15 protein-coding genes are annotated in these 17,156 nt (G+C 49.7%); 4 read left to right on the plus strand and 11 right to left on the minus strand.

Going from position 1 to position 17,156, the window contains the following annotated elements; translation table 11 throughout:
* Positions 1-2: 2 nt before the first annotated feature.
* Together E4K71_RS06345 and E4K71_RS06350 are read left to right on the plus strand one after the other, a co-directional pair.
* Positions 3-1,574, plus strand: a complete 1,572-nt coding sequence (locus E4K71_RS06345; protein WP_135077834.1) for a TRAP transporter large permease subunit — start codon at positions 3-5, stop codon at positions 1,572-1,574.
* 93 nt (positions 1,575-1,667) lie between these two features.
* Positions 1,668-2,939 (plus strand): caspase domain-containing protein, encoded by a 1,272-nt coding sequence (locus E4K71_RS06350; RefSeq protein WP_167730330.1) that lies wholly within the window; start codon positions 1,668-1,670, stop codon positions 2,937-2,939.
* Between the two features lie 63 nt (positions 2,940-3,002).
* On the opposite strand, the gene bioB is transcribed toward E4K71_RS06350, so the two are convergent.
* The 3 genes from bioB to recO all read right to left on the minus strand — a co-directional run bounded on the left by bioB (position 3,003) and on the right by recO (position 7,627).
* Positions 3,003-4,001, minus strand: a complete 999-nt coding sequence (gene bioB / locus E4K71_RS06355) for a biotin synthase BioB (RefSeq protein WP_135077838.1) — start codon at positions 3,999-4,001, stop codon at positions 3,003-3,005.
* Positions 4,002-4,620: 619 nt separating this feature from the next.
* A complete protein-coding gene (gene parC, locus E4K71_RS06360) occupies positions 4,621-6,852 on the minus strand; it encodes a DNA topoisomerase IV subunit A (protein ID WP_135077840.1) in 2,232 nt (743 codons plus the stop codon).
* 58 nt (positions 6,853-6,910) lie between these two features.
* Positions 6,911-7,627, minus strand: coding sequence for a DNA repair protein RecO (gene recO, locus E4K71_RS06365; protein ID WP_135077842.1), 717 nt, complete (start codon positions 7,625-7,627; stop codon positions 6,911-6,913).
* Positions 7,628-7,680: 53 nt separating this feature from the next.
* Here recO and E4K71_RS06370 point away from each other — a divergent pair, with 53 nt between their 5' ends.
* A complete protein-coding gene (locus tag E4K71_RS06370; protein ID WP_167730332.1) occupies positions 7,681-9,939 on the plus strand; it encodes a tetratricopeptide repeat protein in 2,259 nt (752 codons plus the stop codon).
* A gap of 12 nt (positions 9,940-9,951) precedes the next feature.
* Positions 9,952-10,308 (plus strand): hypothetical protein, encoded by a 357-nt coding sequence (locus E4K71_RS06375; RefSeq protein ID WP_135077846.1) that lies wholly within the window; start codon positions 9,952-9,954, stop codon positions 10,306-10,308.
* A 90-nt stretch (positions 10,309-10,398) separates the two neighbouring features.
* Here the strand turns inward: E4K71_RS06375 and era are convergent, their stop codons facing one another.
* From era to rpoZ, 8 genes are all read right to left on the minus strand, one after another.
* Positions 10,399-11,313 carry a GTPase Era gene (era, locus tag E4K71_RS06380; RefSeq protein WP_135077848.1) on the minus strand — a complete coding sequence of 305 codons (915 nt, stop codon included), beginning with the start codon at positions 11,311-11,313 and terminating at the stop codon, positions 10,399-10,401.
* On the minus strand, positions 11,313-12,002 hold the full coding sequence (gene rnc, locus E4K71_RS06385) for a ribonuclease III (protein WP_135077850.1): 690 nt from the start codon (positions 12,000-12,002) through the stop codon (positions 11,313-11,315). The genes era and rnc overlap by 1 nt, the downstream gene beginning before the upstream one ends.
* Before the next feature lie 3 nt (positions 12,003-12,005).
* Entirely contained in the window at positions 12,006-12,710 is a 705-nt protein-coding gene (gene lepB, locus E4K71_RS06390) for a signal peptidase I (RefSeq protein ID WP_135077852.1), read from the minus strand.
* Between the two features lie 63 nt (positions 12,711-12,773).
* Positions 12,774-13,184, minus strand: a complete 411-nt coding sequence (gene acpS / locus E4K71_RS06395; RefSeq protein WP_135077854.1) for a holo-ACP synthase — start codon at positions 13,182-13,184, stop codon at positions 12,774-12,776.
* 1 nt (position 13,185) lies between these two features.
* Positions 13,186-13,923, minus strand: coding sequence for a pyridoxine 5'-phosphate synthase (locus E4K71_RS06400; protein ID WP_135082000.1), 738 nt, complete (start codon positions 13,921-13,923; stop codon positions 13,186-13,188).
* Entirely contained in the window at positions 13,916-14,521 is a 606-nt protein-coding gene (locus tag E4K71_RS06405; RefSeq protein ID WP_135077856.1) for a DUF2062 domain-containing protein, read from the minus strand. The genes E4K71_RS06400 and E4K71_RS06405 overlap by 8 nt, the downstream gene beginning before the upstream one ends.
* An 8-nt stretch (positions 14,522-14,529) precedes the next feature.
* Positions 14,530-16,686, minus strand: coding sequence for a bifunctional (p)ppGpp synthetase/guanosine-3',5'-bis(diphosphate) 3'-pyrophosphohydrolase (locus E4K71_RS06410; protein ID WP_135077858.1), 2,157 nt, complete (start codon positions 16,684-16,686; stop codon positions 14,530-14,532).
* 12 nt (positions 16,687-16,698) lie between these two features.
* Positions 16,699-17,097 carry a DNA-directed RNA polymerase subunit omega gene (rpoZ, locus tag E4K71_RS06415; RefSeq protein ID WP_135077860.1) on the minus strand — a complete coding sequence of 133 codons (399 nt, stop codon included), beginning with the start codon at positions 17,095-17,097 and terminating at the stop codon, positions 16,699-16,701.
* Positions 17,098-17,156 lie beyond the last annotated feature (59 nt).

Here is a 17,156-nt window from a genome sequence, read left to right on the forward strand (position 1 = left end):
TCATGGAAATTGCTGAAATTCTTTGTATTGCCATGTTTGTGGTGACTTGTGGCTTCTTGATGTTGGGCTTCCCTGTTGCCTTTACCTTGGCGGGAACCAGTATTTTCTTTGCCGCCATGGGGGTGGCCACTGATGTGTTTAGCTGGTCCCTGTTTGGTGCCCTGCCCTCACGTATTTTTGGTAATGCCATGACCAATGAGGTCCTGATTGCTGTTCCCCTCTTTATTTTCATGGGGGTAATGCTGGAACGTTCCAAGGTGGCAGAAGAACTGCTTGATAGTATGGGCATGTTGTTTGGTTCCTTGCGCGGTGGTTTGGGTATTTCTGTATCTATCGTGGGCGCGTTGCTGGCGGCTTCGACCGGGATTGTTGGGGCGACAGTGGTGACGATGGGATTGTTGTCTTTGCCGACTATGTTGAAACGTGGCTATAACCCGTCCCTTGCCTGTGGGTCTATCTGTGCAGCCGGGACATTGGGACAAATTATTCCGCCATCTATCGTTCTTGTTCTTCTAGGTGATCAGATTTCCAATGCCTATTCTGATGCGCAACGCTCGCTTGGAAATTTCTCCCCGGAACCGGTTTCTGTGGGCGACTTGTTTGCAGGTGCCTTGATCCCAGGGCTTGGTTTGGTGGGCATGTATATTGCCTATCAGCTGATTGTGGCCTGGTTTAAGCCGGAAACATCCCCGCCGATCCCGCAAGAAGAGTTAAATGTGGAAGGGCTCGGAAAACGTATTGCCCATGCTTTGATCCCGCCGATTATTCTGATTGTAGCGGTGCTAGGCTCCATTCTCGCAGGTGTTGCCACCCCGACAGAAGCGGCTGCTGTTGGCTCTGTTGGTGCATTGTTGCTGGCAGGTTTGCGTCTTGATGAAAGCCACGGTATCCCATTTTATGGTGCTGGCTTGGCGCTGGTGGTGATGTTGATCTTGACCAATACGATGGACTTGCGCTTGGGAATGAGTGAAACCAGTGCGGCCAATATGTTTGGTATCGGGCTGGCGTCGGTTTGTTGTGCCATCCTCGCCTTTGGTGTGTTGATGGCGGCCAAACGGGTGTGGGATGCCAAAATCCTGCAAGAAGTATGTGCTTCGACCATGGATATCACTTCTATGGTATTTGTGATCTTGATTGGTGCCTCTGTCTTCTCCCTCGTGTTCCGTGGGCTTGGCGGAGATGATATGGTTCATGAAATGCTTAGCGAGCTACCCGGTGGTGTCGTTGGGGCCATGATCGTGGTGATGGCCGTGATGTTCGTTCTCGGCTTCTTCCTTGATTTTATCGAGATTACTTTTGTCGTTGTGCCGATTGTTGCCCCGGTCCTGTTAATGATGGATTTGAATCCGGTCTGGTTGGGGGTGATGATGGCGATGAACCTGCAAACATCGTTTTTGACACCGCCCTTTGGTTTTGCCTTGTTCTACCTGCGTGGCGTGGCCCCGAAAGAGGTCTCCACCATGCAGATTTATAAAGGCGTGATCCCCTTCATCGTTATTCAGGTGATTGGCCTGTTGCTTCTGTCCTTCTTCCCAGGGCTGGCAACTTGGTTGCCAAGCGTGATCTTTGGATAAGAAGATATCCTTGTTATGAATTGGAAAAGGCCGCTTCAGGGAAACTTGCAGCGGCTTTTTCTTTGGCCTATCCTATTCAGAATGGAGGGTGTTATGGGCAACTATCGTATTCTTTCAATTTGTTTCTTTTTGTTGATGTTGACGGCTTGTCAAAGCACCCAGATTATCAAGGCCGATAAGAATGTGATATTAGCACCAGCTGAAAGTCTGGAGTTCAGCATCTTCCCCAAACAAGACTGGCAGGAAACGGGTGTTTCCGTTCTGGCTGGTAAGGAATATGAACTTAAAGCCAATGGCATGTGGAGCTATGGCCCCATTTGTGGCATCGCTGATCCTTCTGGTGCCGGGAATGCCCCCATATGCAGTGGCCCCGGTTATGTGATTGATAAGAACAGTTCCGCACTGGTGGGGAAAATTGGGCCGACGGGCAAACCGTTTTTTGTCGGCTTTGGCGTGAAGATCAAACCTGAGAAATCCGGTAAATTGTTGATGGGACCCAATGCCTGGGATTGGTTGCCACAGGACAACACGGGGAAGATGGATGTCAAGGTGACCCGTGTCGGGGAAAGTTATCAAGTGACAACACCACAAGTTCAGCCTGCTCCCTCACAACCGCCACAGCAAGCACAAGCCCCGGTGAAGGCAGTTTCAAAATATCTTGGGGCAACCACACAAATTCAAGGGCCGCGCATTGCCTTGGTGATTGGTAATTCTGATTATCGTATTTCGCCGCTTCGAAATCCGGTGAATGATGCACGCTTGATGTCCAAGACCTTACGCAGTTTGGGTTTTGATGTAATTCACGAGGAAAATGCCACGCAACGCAAAATAAAACGGGCCTTAAACCATTTTGGGGACCGTTTGGAAAAAGCAGGCCGACGGGCCGTTGGGTTATTTTATTATGCCGGCCATGGTGTACAGGTTTCCGGGCGTAATTATTTGATTCCAATTCAGGCTAATATTCAAAATGAAAAAGATGTGGATGTGGAAGCCGTGGCCGTTGATGGGGCCTTGATTGCCATGGAATATGCCCGAAACGATTTGAATGTGGTGATTTTGGATGCCTGTCGCAATAACCCCTATCGCAGCGGGTTTCGTTCTGCCAATCGGGGGCTAGCCTTGATTGATGCACCACGCGGCAGCTTGATTGCTTATTCGACCAGTCCGGGCAAGGTCGCCGCAGATGGCAGTGGTTTAAACAGTCCCTATACGACGGCTGTTGTAAAGGCCATGTCTGATAAAGGGGTGGCGATTGAACGGATGTTCAGGAATGTACGAAATCAGGTGATGCAAATGACCAACCAACAACAAGTCCCGTGGGAGGCTTCGTCACTGGTTGGTGGGGATTTTTATTTTAACCCCTAATGAAAAAAAAGGGCCGCTGGGAAGTGATCCGCAACGGCCCTTTTCTTTTATTTTTAAGGAAGGTTATTCCCCTGCTTCCAGCATGGGTTTGCCTTCACGATGTTCTTCAGGCTGAATGCCAAGACGGGTAAACATATCTTGGTCCGCTGCAACGCCTTGGTTTCCAGCTGTCAGCAGTTTATCACCATAGAACATGGAATTTGCGCCAGCAAAGAAGCACAGCGATTGCAGTTCTTCACTCATTTCTTCACGACCTGCTGACAGGCGCACGTAAGAAGCTGGCATGACAATACGGGCAACTGCGATTGTTTTGACGAAATCAAAATGGTCGATTTTGGCCTTGGCTTCAAACGGTGTGCCTTCAATCGGGATCAGCATATTAATTGGAATGCTTTCCGGGTGTTTGGGCAGGTTCGCCAGTGTCACCATCATGCTTGCTCGGTCTTGCTGGCTTTCGCCCATACCGATAATGCCGCCTGTACACAGTTTGATACCTTTATCACGGCAACGATCCAGTGTGGCCAGACGATCATCGTAAGAACGTGTGGTCACAACTTTGTCGTAATATTCACGCGAAGTATCAATGTTATGGTTATAGTAATCCAGACCTGCTTCTTTTAGCTGTGCCGTCTGTTCATCTGACAGCATACCCAGTGTCATGCAGGTATCCATGCCTAAATCTTTGACTGACTTAACCATGTTAAGAATTTCCGGCATATCGCGCTCTTTTGGAGAACTCCAGGCCGCGCCCATACAGAAACGGGTCGCGCCCCCCTCTTTTGCCGCTTTTGCCGCATCAATCACGTCTTGCGTCGGGATCATTTTGGACGCTTTGGTTTCGCTTTCATGATGGGCCGACTGAGAACAATAGTTACAGTCTTCAGCACAGCCACCTGTTTTGATATTCAACAGTGTGCTGAGCTGTACGCGGTTCGGGTCAAAGTTTTGACGGTGAACACTTTGGGCGTGAAACAAAAGATCGTTAAACGGTAAGGCAAACAGCGCTTCGACTTCTTCAACAGTCCAGTCGTTGCGAGGGGTGGCCGAAATAGTGGGGGTCATGTTCTTCTTATTCCAATAATACCTGAGTGGGTTACCACGTTATTTAGGTCATTAGATACGGGATCGCAAGGGACATTTCAAGATAAATCGGCATTCGAATACCGATTTATTTTTTGTGGATAAATTTATGCAGGAAACCCAATGCCTTAAAAAGGCCCCCCTCAAGAAAGGGAGGAGGTCCAAAAAATATGTATGTACACTGGATGCTCTTAAGTTTTGGGTAGCATTGGTATAGGAATACCTAGTCGATTGAAACCCTGCTTGCTTCGCAAGTGAATATCCCATATCTTCTCCTTTCTGACGTTTGACGACGTCCTATTAGCGGTTAGCTGCCCCCGACTGGGCGGCCTTTGTGTGTCTGTAAAACGGCATGCAAGGCTTTTCCTATGGTCGGGAGTGGGCTGAATACAACACCCCTCGGGAAATAGGTCCGCATGTCTAATAGCATGTCGTCAAACTCCCGATCACCAGAAATTTCTGGTGGTCGCTATAACAGGAGGAAAGCGACGTGGAAAAGACAGAAATTAATGAAAATGATGCCTTTATTGACCGGTTGATTGGCCCGCTGTGATAGGTAGAAATGAAACAGGCTCCTGCTTTCGCAGGAGCCTACAGGTGGTTAAGTAAACTTATTATTCCTTGGGAAGCCATTGGGGGCTAAACGCCCTGCCCCGGCGCGTTTGCCAATCCATGGGAGCAGGTCAGTGACAGTGCGGGTACGATCTGAGCCACCGCCCATTTGCCAGCTGATGCCCTCTTCAAGGTTAAAGCTCAGCACATCGGACATGCCGCCATCACGGTATTTCTGCAAGATAACCCCGCGACCCCGGTTCATTTCCGGCAGGTCTTCGACTTTGAACACAAGGATTTTTCGGTTGTCGCCCACAACGGCAATGGCATTGCCCGTCAGCGGCATACAGATTTTTGCCTTTTCGCCTTCTTGCAGGTTCAGCACTTGTTTACCGTTTTTAGTTTGGGCGACAACGGATTTTTCCTCAATGGCAAAACCACGACCAGAGCTGGAGGCCACCAGCATTTTACGTTCCGGGTTATGGACGAACATATCGACGATTTCATTTTCATTGCCGATATCCACCATCAAGCGCACAGGTTCGCCATGCCCACGCCCCGGTGGCAGTTTGTCACAGCCAATGGTGAAGAAGCGCCCGTTGGAGCTAAAGGCCAAAAGTTTGTCTGTGGTGTAGCCTTTCAGCACAAAGCGGGCTTTATCGCCATCTTTGTATTTGATCGCGCTTTCATCGTTGTTATGGCCTTTAAACGCACGGATCCAGCCCATGTGAGAGCAGACAACGGTGATGGGTTCGCGTTCGATAAAGGCTTCGAAATTCACCACATCGGCACTTGGGGCATCGCCAAAGTCCGTGCGACGTTTGCCTAATTCGGTTTTCTGGCCGAATTGTTTTTTGGTTTCGCGAATTTCATCGGAAATGGTTGCCCATTGCTTGGTTTCATCTGCCAGCAATTCTTCCAAGCCCGCTTTTTCGTCACTGAGTTCTTTATGTTCGGTCTTCAGTTCCATTTCTTCCAGCTTACGTAAGGAACGTAGGCGCATGTTCAAAATGGCTTCGGCCTGAACTTCTGTCAGTTTAAAGGCACTCATCAATTCTTGGCGGGGATGGTCTTCTTCGCGGATAATACGAATGACTTCATCCAGATTAAGGAAGGCAATCAGGTAGCCTTCTAAAATTTCCAGGCGACGAGCAATCTTTTCTAAGCGATATTTGGAACGGCGTTGTAAAACCACGCGACGGTGATCAAGGAAGGCTTGCAAAACTTCGCGCAAGTTCATCACACGTGGGGTCTGGTCTGCATCCAGCACGTTCATGTTGAGACCGAAACGGACCTCGAAATCAGTGAGCTTGAAAAGCTGTTCCATAAGAACTTCGGCTTCAACCGTACGATTGCGCGGTTCCAGAACAATGCGGACTTCTTCGGTAGATTCATCACGGATATCGGCCAGCAGCGGCAGCTTTTTGGCGAAGAGAAGTTCGGCGACCTTTTCAATCAGTTTGGATTTTTGAACCTGATATGGGATGCCTGTGACCACGATTTGATACATACCGTGGGACAGTTCTTCTTTTTCCCATTGGGCACGAATACGGAAAGAGCCTTTACCCTTGGTATAGGTTTCAATGATGGTCGCGCGTTCATCAACAATCACACCGCCTGTGGGGAAATCTGGTCCTGGGATCAGGTCGACCAGCTTTTCAATGCCTGCATTGGGGAATTTGATCAGATGAAGTAACCCGTCACACAGTTCGCCCGCATTGTGGGGTGGGATGTTGGTTGCCATCCCCACGGCGATCCCGCTGGACCCGTTTGCCAGCAGGTTTGGAAAGGCAGCGGGCAGAACCATGGGTTCTTCTTCTTCACCATCATAGGTCTGGCGAAAATCAACGGAATCTTCATCTATATTGCGCAACAGTGCCATGGCGACTTCTGTCAGGCGGGCTTCGGTATAACGCATGGCGGCCGCATTATCGCCGTCAATGTTACCAAAGTTCCCCTGCCCATCCACCAGTGGATAGCGCACGGCAAATTCTTGGGCCAGTCGCACCATGGCTTCGTAAACCGAGCTATCCCCATGAGGGTGATATTTACCGATCACGTCACCGACCACACGCGCACATTTCTTAAAGCCTTTGGCCGGGTCCAGTTTGAGCTGGCGCATGGCAAAGAGCAAACGGCGGTGTACGGGCTTTAACCCATCGCGCACATCAGGCAGTGAGCGCGACATAATGGTGGACATAGCGTAAGCGAGGTAACGCTCGCCAAGGGCATCGGCTAGTCGGGTTTCGCGGATATCTCCGCTTTTAACGGTGTCTGACATTGGTTCTCGAAATAAGGATAGAGATTTGATCAAATAAATTTGACCCTAGTTTAGCGATCTATTTCAATCGGTCAATAAATCGCGTACGTGCAGCGGGCAACTTCTTGTTTATGGGGCCAAGAAGACAGCGTTCAATGAAATGCCCGGTGATGGTAAAAACCGCCAGCAGGTCTTTTTTATGGGGTTTTACCTCATCTACAAGTAGATGGTAGGGTAAAGGGAAAAGCTTGTCTTTATAAGGTTCCCCGGCATTGCGACTGACAGCACGTCCCGTCTTTGGGGAGATGTAGATCAAATCACCCGTTTGACCAGTGGCCGCACAGGATGAAAGGTCCAGCCCAAAGCCAAGTTCATTTAAAAGACCCAATTCCCAGCGTTGATAAATCTCCGGCCACAGGCGGGTTTCATCTAACATGTCCAATAAAATTAGGATTGCACCAAACACCCCTTCTACCGATTGGCGTTCCGGCAGGCATAGGTCACACATGGCGCACAGGGTGTTTATATTCGTCAGTTTTTCCCGACTATTGATAGCCTTGGCCCCATAGGCCGTTTCCATTTCCACGCTGAACGTACCCAGGTGTTCTTCCAGTCGCCCCTTCCATTCCACTTGTAAGAGGTTTCCCGGCTGGAGCAGTGGAGACAGTTTTTTACTGCTGCCACCGCGCACAAGCCCGCTATAGCGGCCATGTTCACGGGTCAGCGTGGTGATAATAACGCTGTTTTCCCCATGTTTGCGGGCAGATAAGACGATGGCGAGATCGGACCAGAGCATAATGTCTTGTAAAAAAATCGAAAAAAAGCAAAAACACTATGGGAACATGGCCTATGATTTCTTATGATGGAAGTCAAAATTATCACAGTGGTGAAACGGGGACCAAAGACGTGTCTGCATTTTCAGGCTTGGATGAACAAGCGCAAGAAAATGAACCTTCGGACGAAGGTGTTGAAAAGAAAGAGGAAACATCGGGGCGCAAGGCCGCACCGATCAGTGTTTCCTTGTCTTTGGCTGCAGCTATTCGTGCCCATAAAAAAGGCAAGATGGAAAAGGCCGTTCAGATCTATAGCGGCATTTTAAAGAAATACCCAGACCATGGGGATGCGAACTATCTATTAGGGGTTGCTGCCTTCGAACGTGGCCTGAAAGAAGACGCCATTGCCATGATTGAAAAGGCGATTGAGGCTGATCCGGAAAATGCCTCTTACCATGGCAAGCTGGGTGAAATCCTGACCATGATGGGCTATGTGGAACGCGCAGATGAGGCTTATGGCCGTGCAGCTGAACTGGCCCCTGGTGATGTGCGTTTTCATCTTGGCCGTGCCCAGATTTTGGAACGCAATGGCGATATTGACGGGGCCTTAAAGCAATATCACGATATTTTGGAGCGTTGGGGCGATTCGCATGAAGCCTTTTATCGTTGTGCGGCGATTGAAGCCCGTCTGGGCCAACGTGATGAGGCCAAAACCCACGCCAAACGTGCCCTTGAAGCCAAAGCAGATTACGCCGATGCGCATTTCCTTTATGGCTTGTTATCCATGGGCACGGGGGATGTGAAGCTGGCGTGCAAGCATTTTCATGCCGCTTCTCAATATAGTGAAGGGCGTGGCGATTATCATATGAAGGTTGCAGCCAAGTTGATGCAACTGGCTGATTATGATGGGGCTTTGCAGGCCCTGCGTCGTGAAACCAAACGCCAGCCCAGCAGCCCGCAGGCGTATTGCCTGATGGGGGATTGTCTGAGTGCCAAGAAGGAATTTGACGGCGCGGTGCTGAGTTATGACCGGGCCATTGAAAATGATGCCTCTTATGCCTTGGCTTATGCCAATCGGGGGCTGGCTTTAATGGCGTTAGGGCATGTGCAGGAAGGTCATGAGTCTTGTCAAAAGGGCGTGCAGATCGCCCCAAATGACTGGCAGGCCCTGAATGCCCTTGGGGTTTTGTTGCGCGAAAATGACAAGCTGATTGATGCGATTGATTGTTTAGGCAAGGCAACACGTTTGGCCCCCAATGAAAGCCGCCCGTTTGTGGAACTGGCCTTAGCCTGTCAGGACAGTCTTGATCTGGAAAATGCGCTCTATCACATTCGTGAAGCCCAAGCTTTGGCCCCGAAAGATGCTGAAATTACCTTTCGTCTTGGTCAAATGCAGTTACAGCATGGGGATTGGGCTGGTGGCTGGAAAAATTATGAGGCACGTACAAAATTACGTACCTACCAGCCGTTGTTGGGCCGAAAGGAACTGGCAGAACCCGTGTGGGATGGCAAGCCTTTAGGGGATGGGAAGCGTCTTGTTCTGTATGTGGAACAGGGCTTTAGTGATGCCATTCAGTTCTTGCGCTTTATCCCGTTGGTGAAAGAGCGTGTCGCAGATATTTATATTGCCTGTCACAAAGAAATGGCACGCCTGTTTGCTGCTGTGGAAGGGGTCAACGGTGTGGTGCCGCAAGATACCCCCCTGCCCCGCCATGATGCCCAAGCCGCGTTGAACAGCTTGCCTTATTTGTTGGGGGTTACATCACCATCAGAATTACCGCCGTTTAAAGCTTATCTTAGTGCCTCGTTTAAGGATGTTCAGTCCTGGTCGGAGCGTGTGTCAAAAGAAGCCGGTGGTGTGAAGGTCGGCCTTGTCTGGCAAGGGGATCGTGATTATCGCAAGGATAGTCGGCGCTCGCCCGGTATTTGGCCGTTTTCTCGGTTATTCTATATGCGTAATCTGGATTTCTTTGGCCTTCAGGTCGGCGATGGCAGTGACGTATTGACCGATCCGCAGTTGGCGAAGGTCGTGCGCAATTACGGCATTGATCTCTTGGATTTTGCTGATACCGCCGGGTTGATTGAGGCCCTTGATCTGGTGATTACCTGTGATACGGCTGTGGCTCATTTGGCAGGTGCGATGGGGAAACCAGTCTGGATGGTGCTGCCCTTTGCCTGTGACTGGCGTTGGGGCATACCTTTAGGGGGGCAAGGTGTGCAATCTGACTGGTATCCATCCATGACGCTTTATCGCCAGTCTGTCCATGGGGACTGGGCTGATGTTTTTGCCCGCCTGGGCCAGGAACTGGATCAATTTGTCGCAAAAAAACAATAAAGGAAGATTTACGTGGGACGTCAAACACCGATTGATTTCGTCATTAAAAAGCTGCGTGTCAAATTAGGCCCGGATGCCTTGCTATGTAATTCAGACCAACGCATTCAGGTGACTGATGAAGATAATGGCGAGCTGTGGGTTGCGGTTGAACATGACCTCGAACCCGGTGTGACCTATCTGGCTTTATTTTCAGAAGAGCTGGAGATGGATTTTGATGTTCAGATCAACGAGAAGAACGGAAAAATCCTTAAAGACAAAAACGTCAAAGCGGTTAATGAAATGATCAAATTTACGGGTATTGACGTCTTTGTCGATACGGTAGCGGCGAAAGTCTTGGAATTTAACGAAGAATTACGCGCAAGCCGATAAAGGCAAAGCAATGAGATTGTCGCTCTCGCCTATGCGGGGGCTTTTGTTTAGCTGAATAAGGCCCCCGATCAAGCCGGGGACGACGCTTTTTTATGCGTTATAATCCAAACCCCAATAATTGAAGCGTTCCGGATCATCGCTCCATTTATCGCGCACTTTGACAAACAGGAAGAGATGTACGCGGCAATCCAGAATTTCTTCCAGTTCTTTACGGGCGTGAGCCCCGATGGCTTTGATCTGTTGACCTCCTTTACCCAGAATAATCTTCTTCTGGCCGTCACGAGCAACATAGATGATCTGTTCAATCTTCACACTGCCGTCTTTTTTCTCTTCCCATGTTTCAGTTTCTACCGTTGTGGAATAAGGCAGTTCCTGACGCAGCTTGAGATAAAGCTGTTCACGGGTGATTTCAGCAGCCAGCAAACGTTCCGGCATGTCAGAAACTTGATCTTCCGGGAAGAGCCATGGGCCTTGCGGCAGTTTTTCCACAATGAAATCGACAAAATGATCAAGCCCATCCCCTTTAAGGGCAGAAACCATGAAGGTATCCGTGAAGATATCTTCCGCATTCAGCTTCATGGTGAGTTCAAGCAGGGCTTCTTTATCGACAATATCAATTTTGTTGAGGATCAGGATGGCCTTACGCTTCTGTTCCTTCAAGGTATTGATAATGGTTTGTGTTTCATGACAAATGCCGCGCTTGGCATCGACCAGCACCACGATATGGTCTGCATCAGCTGCCCCACCCCAGGCCGCAGCGACCATGGCACGGTCCAAACGGCGTTTTGGGGCAAAGATACCGGGTGTATCGACAAAAATGATTTGGCTGTCGCCTTTCATCATAATGCCTAGAACACGGGTACGTGTGGTTTGGACTTTGGGCGAAACAATGGAAACCTTGGTGCCGACCATCTGGTTAATTGCTGTTGATTTCCCGGCATTAGGCGCACCGACAAAGGCAACAAATCCGGCACGTTGTTTCGAAAAATCGATCTCTTCAGTCATTATTTCTTATCCAAAACTATGTCTAACAGGGTACCAGCAGCAGCTTGTTCCGCTTTACGTTTGGACGGGCCGCTGGCACGCTGTGGTGTATGGTTTTTCACCAATACTTCAATTTCAAAAATCGGGGCATGGGCCGGGCCTGTCTGGGAAACGGTTTTATAGACAGGTAACGGCAGTCCCTTGCTTTGTGCCCATTCTTGCAGGGCTGTTTTATTATCTTGGGGCGGTGTTGGGTCTTCTTCAACCAGACCTGCCCAAAACTTTGTAATGAAATCCTGTGCAGCCCCTAGCCCTCCATCCTGAAACAGGGCTGCAATGACAGCTTCACACGCATTGGCAAGGATCGCAGGGTTTTCGCGCCCCCCTAAATCAGCTTCGGCTTGAAGCATATCAATATATTGTCCAAGCTCAATATCAGTGGAGACACGGGCCAAGGCTTCTTTACGGACCAAAGCCGTATGGCGACGGGCCAGATCGCCCTCTTTGTCTTTAGGAAAGCGCTTAAACAGCAAATCAGCAATCACCAGTCCCAGTACGCGATCACCGAGAAATTCAAGGCGTTCGTTATCAAGGGCAGAGCCGTCTTTATGTCGGCGGTGGGTGCTTGAATGCACAAGGGCGAGTTTCAAACGCGTGGGGTCTTGAAAAGTATAACCGATGGTTTGTTCAAGCTGTTCAGGAGTGCGCATTGATTACTCAATACCTGAGAACAGGCGACTGAAACGGATAGATGACAAGTCCCAGGTCGGTTCCAGCGTATCTTTGGAATAGAACAGGAATTCTGCACGACCCACTAAATTTTTCGCCGGGATAAAGCCGACTTCACTTAGCCAGCGGCTATCTTGGGAATGGTCACGGTTATCACCCATAGCAAAATAATGTTCTGGCGGAACCGTATAGACAGGTGTGTTGTCACTCCAATGCCAATTGTCATTTTCTTCGGCAATCTCATGAACAACGCCATTGGGCAGTGTTTCGATATATTTGGTCACGCGCTGAACGCTGCCATGCTGGTTACGTGTGACAAATTCACCAACTTTTTCACGCTTAACCGCTTCCCCATTGATGTGTAGCAGGCCGTTAATGACCTGAATTTTATCACCGGGCAGGCCAACGATACGTTTGATATAATCTTTTGAGGTATCTGTCGGCAGCTTGAAAACGGCTACATCACCGCGTTCCGGCTGGCTTTCAAAGACACGACCATCAAACAGGTTTACCCCAAACGGCAGTGAATAGGTGCTGTATCCGTAGGAGAATTTGGAGACGAAAAGATAGTCACCAATAAGCAACGTCGGCTTCATTGAGCCGGACGGAATATTGAAAGGTTCATATGCGATTGTACGAATGCCCAAGGCAAGGACAATGGCCCAAAAGACTGTTTTAATCGTTTCCATGGATAAGCTTTAATTTCACGTTAACTTCAGCGCAGTGATGAATCCAACCTTATGGCTTGAATGTCAAGCTTCATCTGCTTTTGGAAGGGCAGAAATTATCACAATGGCATGGGCCATAGGGTATTCATCAGTCAAAGAGACATTGATCAGGGCTTCCATTCCGTCGGGAAGCAGGCTGTCCAGACGATCCTTTGCGCCCCCTGTGAAGGTCATTGTCGGTTGGCCGGAGGGGAGATTATCATTGACCAAATCACGCCAGAAGACGCCGTTCTGAAAGCCTGTGCCCAGTGCTTTAGCGGCAGCTTCTTTGGCGGCATAGCGCATGGCGTAGCCATTTGCAATATGGGCGCGACGTTCAGCTTTTTCTTGTTCTTCAATGGTATAGATGCGATTGATAAAGCGATCCTTAAACTTATCAAGGGTCTTTTCAATGCGGCGAATATCAATCAGGTCTGTGCCGACACCAATGATCATTCTAGGCCCCCAGTCGTGCTTCATTCATCAGGCTGCGCATTTTGTCCATGGCTTCGGCCAGTCCGCAGAAGATGGCTTCGCCAATCAGGAAGTGCCCGATATTTAGTTCCACAATCGTATCAATTTCCGCAATTGGTTTGACGGTGGCATAAGTCAGCCCATGACCGGCATGGCATTCCAATCCCAGTTCTTCGGCGTAAGCTGCGGCTTTAATGATACGTTGGAGTTCTTTATCACGTGCTTCACCTGTTTCTTCACAGTAAGCCCCGGTGTGAAGTTCAATCACAGGAGCACCCAGTTCCTTGGCCGCATCCAATTGTGCCGGGTCAGCTTCAATAAACAGGGAAACACGGATGCCTGCTTCGCTTAGCTTGTTGACAAATGGTTTGAGGTGGTCAAAGTTGCCTTTGGCATCCAGTCCGCCTTCTGTTGTGCGTTCTTCGCGTTTTTCAGGCACGATACAGGCAGCGTGTGGGCGATGACGTAGCGCAATGCCCAGCATTTCTTCGGTTGCAGCCATTTCGAAGTTCAGTGGTAGATTGACTTCATTGGTCAGGCGCGTGATATCATCATCGGAAATATGACGACGATCTTCACGCAAATGTGCCGTAATACCATCAGCCCCAGCCTGTGCGGCCAGTTGGGCGGCGCGCACCGGATCAGGAAAAGAACCGCCACGGGCATTGCGAATGGTGGCAACATGGTCGATATTCACGCCAAGGCGCAGTTTTCTATTCATCATGGCTGTGGCCTATAAAAGTCGATTTCTTTGCTGCCGCATGGCGATGAACGCGCCGTGCATGATAGCGTTTAACAAGAGTACGGATCGGGAAAAAGAATAAGGCCCAGCTCAGGATAAAGGCTGGAAGGCCACCGACGAACATCGGCCAGAAGACAGGCCAAGCCACATCCCCAACATAGGTCCAGTCCATGCCTTTGACCGCTTCGATCAGTTTGTCAAAAAAGGCTAAAAACTCAAGGTCTTCTTCGCTAGACGCGCCACTACCCGCTCCCATCATCAGCCCGGTCTTGTAAGTGCCAAGCCAGATAAAGGGGAAAGTCCAGGGGTTGCCAACTGCCGTACCGATGGCGGAGGCCAGAATATTACCCCGTGTGATCCAGGCAACCGCTGCGCCTAAGATAAAATGTAGCCCGACAAAGGGAGTAAAGGAAATGGCTGCACCAGCAGCAAAGCCCGCAGCAATGCTATAGGGCGTGCCAGGAAGACGGGCAACCCTGTGACCAACATATTTCGAAGACCGCTTCCAACCCATTGCGGGCCAGAAAAAACCGATAACTTTTTGATGAAATTTAGGTTTTTGGCGTCTTCTGAACATAAGGTACCCTAGCTTCTGGATCTTTCAACAGAATTGATTTCCGGTGTGGCGCGCAGGGCTGCAATGATATTGGTTAGATGGCGGACATCATCCACTTCCACATCAATGATCAATTCAAAAAATTCCTGCGTGCGATGGGTGATTTTCAGGTTATGAATATTGCCACTATTTTTGGCAATAACCATGGAAAGTGACCCTAAAGCGCCTTGTTCGTTAATAACGGTGAGTTTTATACGCCCGACATGTTTGGAGCTTTGTTCTTGTTGAGTCATGTCCCAAGATACATCCAGCCAGCGTTCCGGTTCATTTTGGAATTGCATCAGGCTGTCACAGTCGATGGTGTGAATTGTTACCCCGCGCCCGGTTGTGACAATCCCGACAATGCGATCACCAGGAAGTGGGTGGCAACATCCGGCAAAATGCATGGCCATCCCCGGAATGAGGCCGCGGATGGGCACAGACTCTGGGTGGGGAGTATCCTTGTGTGACTTGATTGGGATTTTTGTCGATGTCGTTGTTTTCTTTGACTTAATACCAGGAAAGATAGCTTCGACCACATCACGTGCGGGAAGGTGTCCGCTGCCGACTTCGGCAATCAGGTCATCGACTTCATTGGCATTGAATTTTTTCAAGACCCCTTGCAGGGCTTTTTCAGCGAATTCATATTCTTCCTGACGAAAAGCGCGTTGCAGCATGATTTTACCAAGGGCAAGATATTCATCACGTTGCTGCAGGCGGATATAGCGACGAATACAGGCCCGCGCCTTCCCTGTAACCACAAACCGTTCCCACGTCGGCGAGGGTTGCGGTACTTTTGAGGTAATGATGTCAACCTGATCACCGTTTCTAAGCTCTGTGCGCAAAGGAACAATCCGACGGTTAATTTTGGCCCCAACGCAACGGTTGCCGATTTCCGTATGAACCGCATAGGCAAAATCAACAGGTGTGGCCCCACTGGGCAGGTTGATAAGATCTCCCTTGGGCGAGAAACAGAACACCTGATCCTGAAACATATTCAACTTGGTATGTTCCAGAAATTCTTCCGGGTCATCAGCGCTATCGAGAATATCTAGCAGTTCGCGCAGCCAGCGGTATTGTTTGCCTTCTGTCTGTTTGGTGTCAGACCCACCTTTGGCCTTATAATGCCAGTGGGCAGCAACCCCATATTCGGCAATTTCATGCATTTCACGGGTGCGGATTTGAATTTCAATGCGGTGATGGTCCGGGCCAAAGACACCCGTGTGCAGGGATTGGTAGCCATTGGGTTTGGGTGTGGACAGATAATCTTTAAAACGCCCCGGCACGGTTGGGTATTTGCCGTGAATGACACCAAGAATGCGATAACAATCTTCTGTGTTTTCGACGATGACGCGGAACGCCATGATGTCACACAGTTGTTCAAAGCCCACGTCTTGGCGCTGCATTTTACGCCAGATGGAATAAGGCGCTTTTTCCCGGCCGCTGATTTCTGCTTCAATGCCGTTGTCTTTTACGGTGTCACGCAGTTCCTTGAGGATACGCCCCACCAGGTCCCCCCCCTGTTCACGCAGGAATTCTAGGCGGGTAATAATGGAATCGCGCGCTTCGGGGTTGAGCTGCTCAAAGGACATGTCCTGTAGCTCATCCTTGATCTCGTGCATACCGATGCGCTCAGCTAGCGGTGCGTAGATTTCCATCGTTTCGGCAGCGATACGGCGGCGCTTTTCCGGCTTTTTGATGAAATGTAGCGTGCGCATATTATGCAGACGGTCCGCCAGCTTCACCAACAGCACACGAATGTCATCAGACATGGCGATGACCAGCTTGCGCAGATTTTCCGCCTGTTTGGTATGGGAGGACTGTAATTCGATTTGAGTCAGCTTTGTTACACCGCTGACAAGGCGCTGTACACGTTCACCAAAGGCATCTTCGATGTCTTCTGCCGTAACTTCGGTATCTTCGATTGTATCGTGTAACAGGGCGGTGATGATCGTATCAGCATCAAGGCGGTAATCGGTTAGAATACCGGCTACTTCCAGTGGATGCATGAAGTACGGATCACCTGAGGCACGTTTTTGAGAACCATGTGCCTTCATGGCAAAAACATAAGCGCGGTTGAGGGCATCCTCATCCGCGCTTGAATCATAGGCCCGGACCCGTTCAACAAGTTCGTATTGACGGATCATGGTGCTACCTACTTAGTCTTCGTCGTCGATTTCAACTTCGTCTTGGAAAGCCAAAGCGCCAGCTGCATCCAAAGACGCGCTGTCATCTTGAACGTTCAATGCATCGGCCAACGCATCGGCGTTGTCTTCTGCCGCTTCAACAGCTGTTTCTTCGCTTGAAGTTTCTTCTTCTTCATCGCGGGCTGGTGCCATGCGTTGTGAGCCACGGATCAAAGACTCTTGCAAATTATCAATAGCGATTGTTTCATCAGCGATTTCACGCAGGGAAACAACGGGGTTTTTATCGTTATCTCGTTCAACAGTGAGTTCTGCGCCAGCAGAAATGTCACGGGTACGCTGAGCAGCGGACATAACCAGCTCAAAGCGGTTTGGGATCTTAACGATACAATCTTCTACGGTAACGCGAGCCATAAAGACGTCACTCCAAAAATACATAAATGCGAAGGGCGCAAAATATAGCGACACCTCTG

Origin of the sequence: Terasakiella sp. SH-1, assembly GCF_004564135.1 — a bacterium.
Classification (GTDB): domain Bacteria; phylum Pseudomonadota; class Alphaproteobacteria; order Rhodospirillales; family Terasakiellaceae; genus Terasakiella.

Coding starts and splice junctions, on each gene's coding strand:
- E4K71_RS06345 (WP_135077834.1), top strand. CDS start 3: ATGGAAATTGCTGAAATTCTTTGTATTGCCATGTTTGTGGTGACTTGT.
- E4K71_RS06350 (WP_167730330.1), top strand. CDS start 1,668: ATGGGCAACTATCGTATTCTTTCAATTTGTTTCTTTTTGTTGATGTTG.
- bioB (WP_135077838.1), bottom strand. CDS start 4,001: ATGACCCCCACTATTTCGGCCACCCCTCGCAACGACTGGACTGTTGAA.
- parC (WP_135077840.1), bottom strand. CDS start 6,852: ATGTCAGACACCGTTAAAAGCGGAGATATCCGCGAAACCCGACTAGCC.
- recO (WP_135077842.1), bottom strand. CDS start 7,627: ATGCTCTGGTCCGATCTCGCCATCGTCTTATCTGCCCGCAAACATGGG.
- E4K71_RS06370 (WP_167730332.1), top strand. CDS start 7,681: ATGATTTCTTATGATGGAAGTCAAAATTATCACAGTGGTGAAACGGGG.
- era (WP_135077848.1), bottom strand. CDS start 11,313: ATGACTGAAGAGATCGATTTTTCGAAACAACGTGCCGGATTTGTTGCC.
- rnc (WP_135077850.1), bottom strand. CDS start 12,002: ATGCGCACTCCTGAACAGCTTGAACAAACCATCGGTTATACTTTTCAA.
- lepB (WP_135077852.1), bottom strand. CDS start 12,710: ATGGAAACGATTAAAACAGTCTTTTGGGCCATTGTCCTTGCCTTGGGC.
- acpS (WP_135077854.1), bottom strand. CDS start 13,184: ATGATCATTGGTGTCGGCACAGACCTGATTGATATTCGCCGCATTGAA.
- E4K71_RS06400 (WP_135082000.1), bottom strand. CDS start 13,923: ATGAATAGAAAACTGCGCCTTGGCGTGAATATCGACCATGTTGCCACC.
- E4K71_RS06405 (WP_135077856.1), bottom strand. CDS start 14,521: ATGTTCAGAAGACGCCAAAAACCTAAATTTCATCAAAAAGTTATCGGT.
- E4K71_RS06410 (WP_135077858.1), bottom strand. CDS start 16,686: ATGATCCGTCAATACGAACTTGTTGAACGGGTCCGGGCCTATGATTCA.
- rpoZ (WP_135077860.1), bottom strand. CDS start 17,097: ATGGCTCGCGTTACCGTAGAAGATTGTATCGTTAAGATCCCAAACCGC.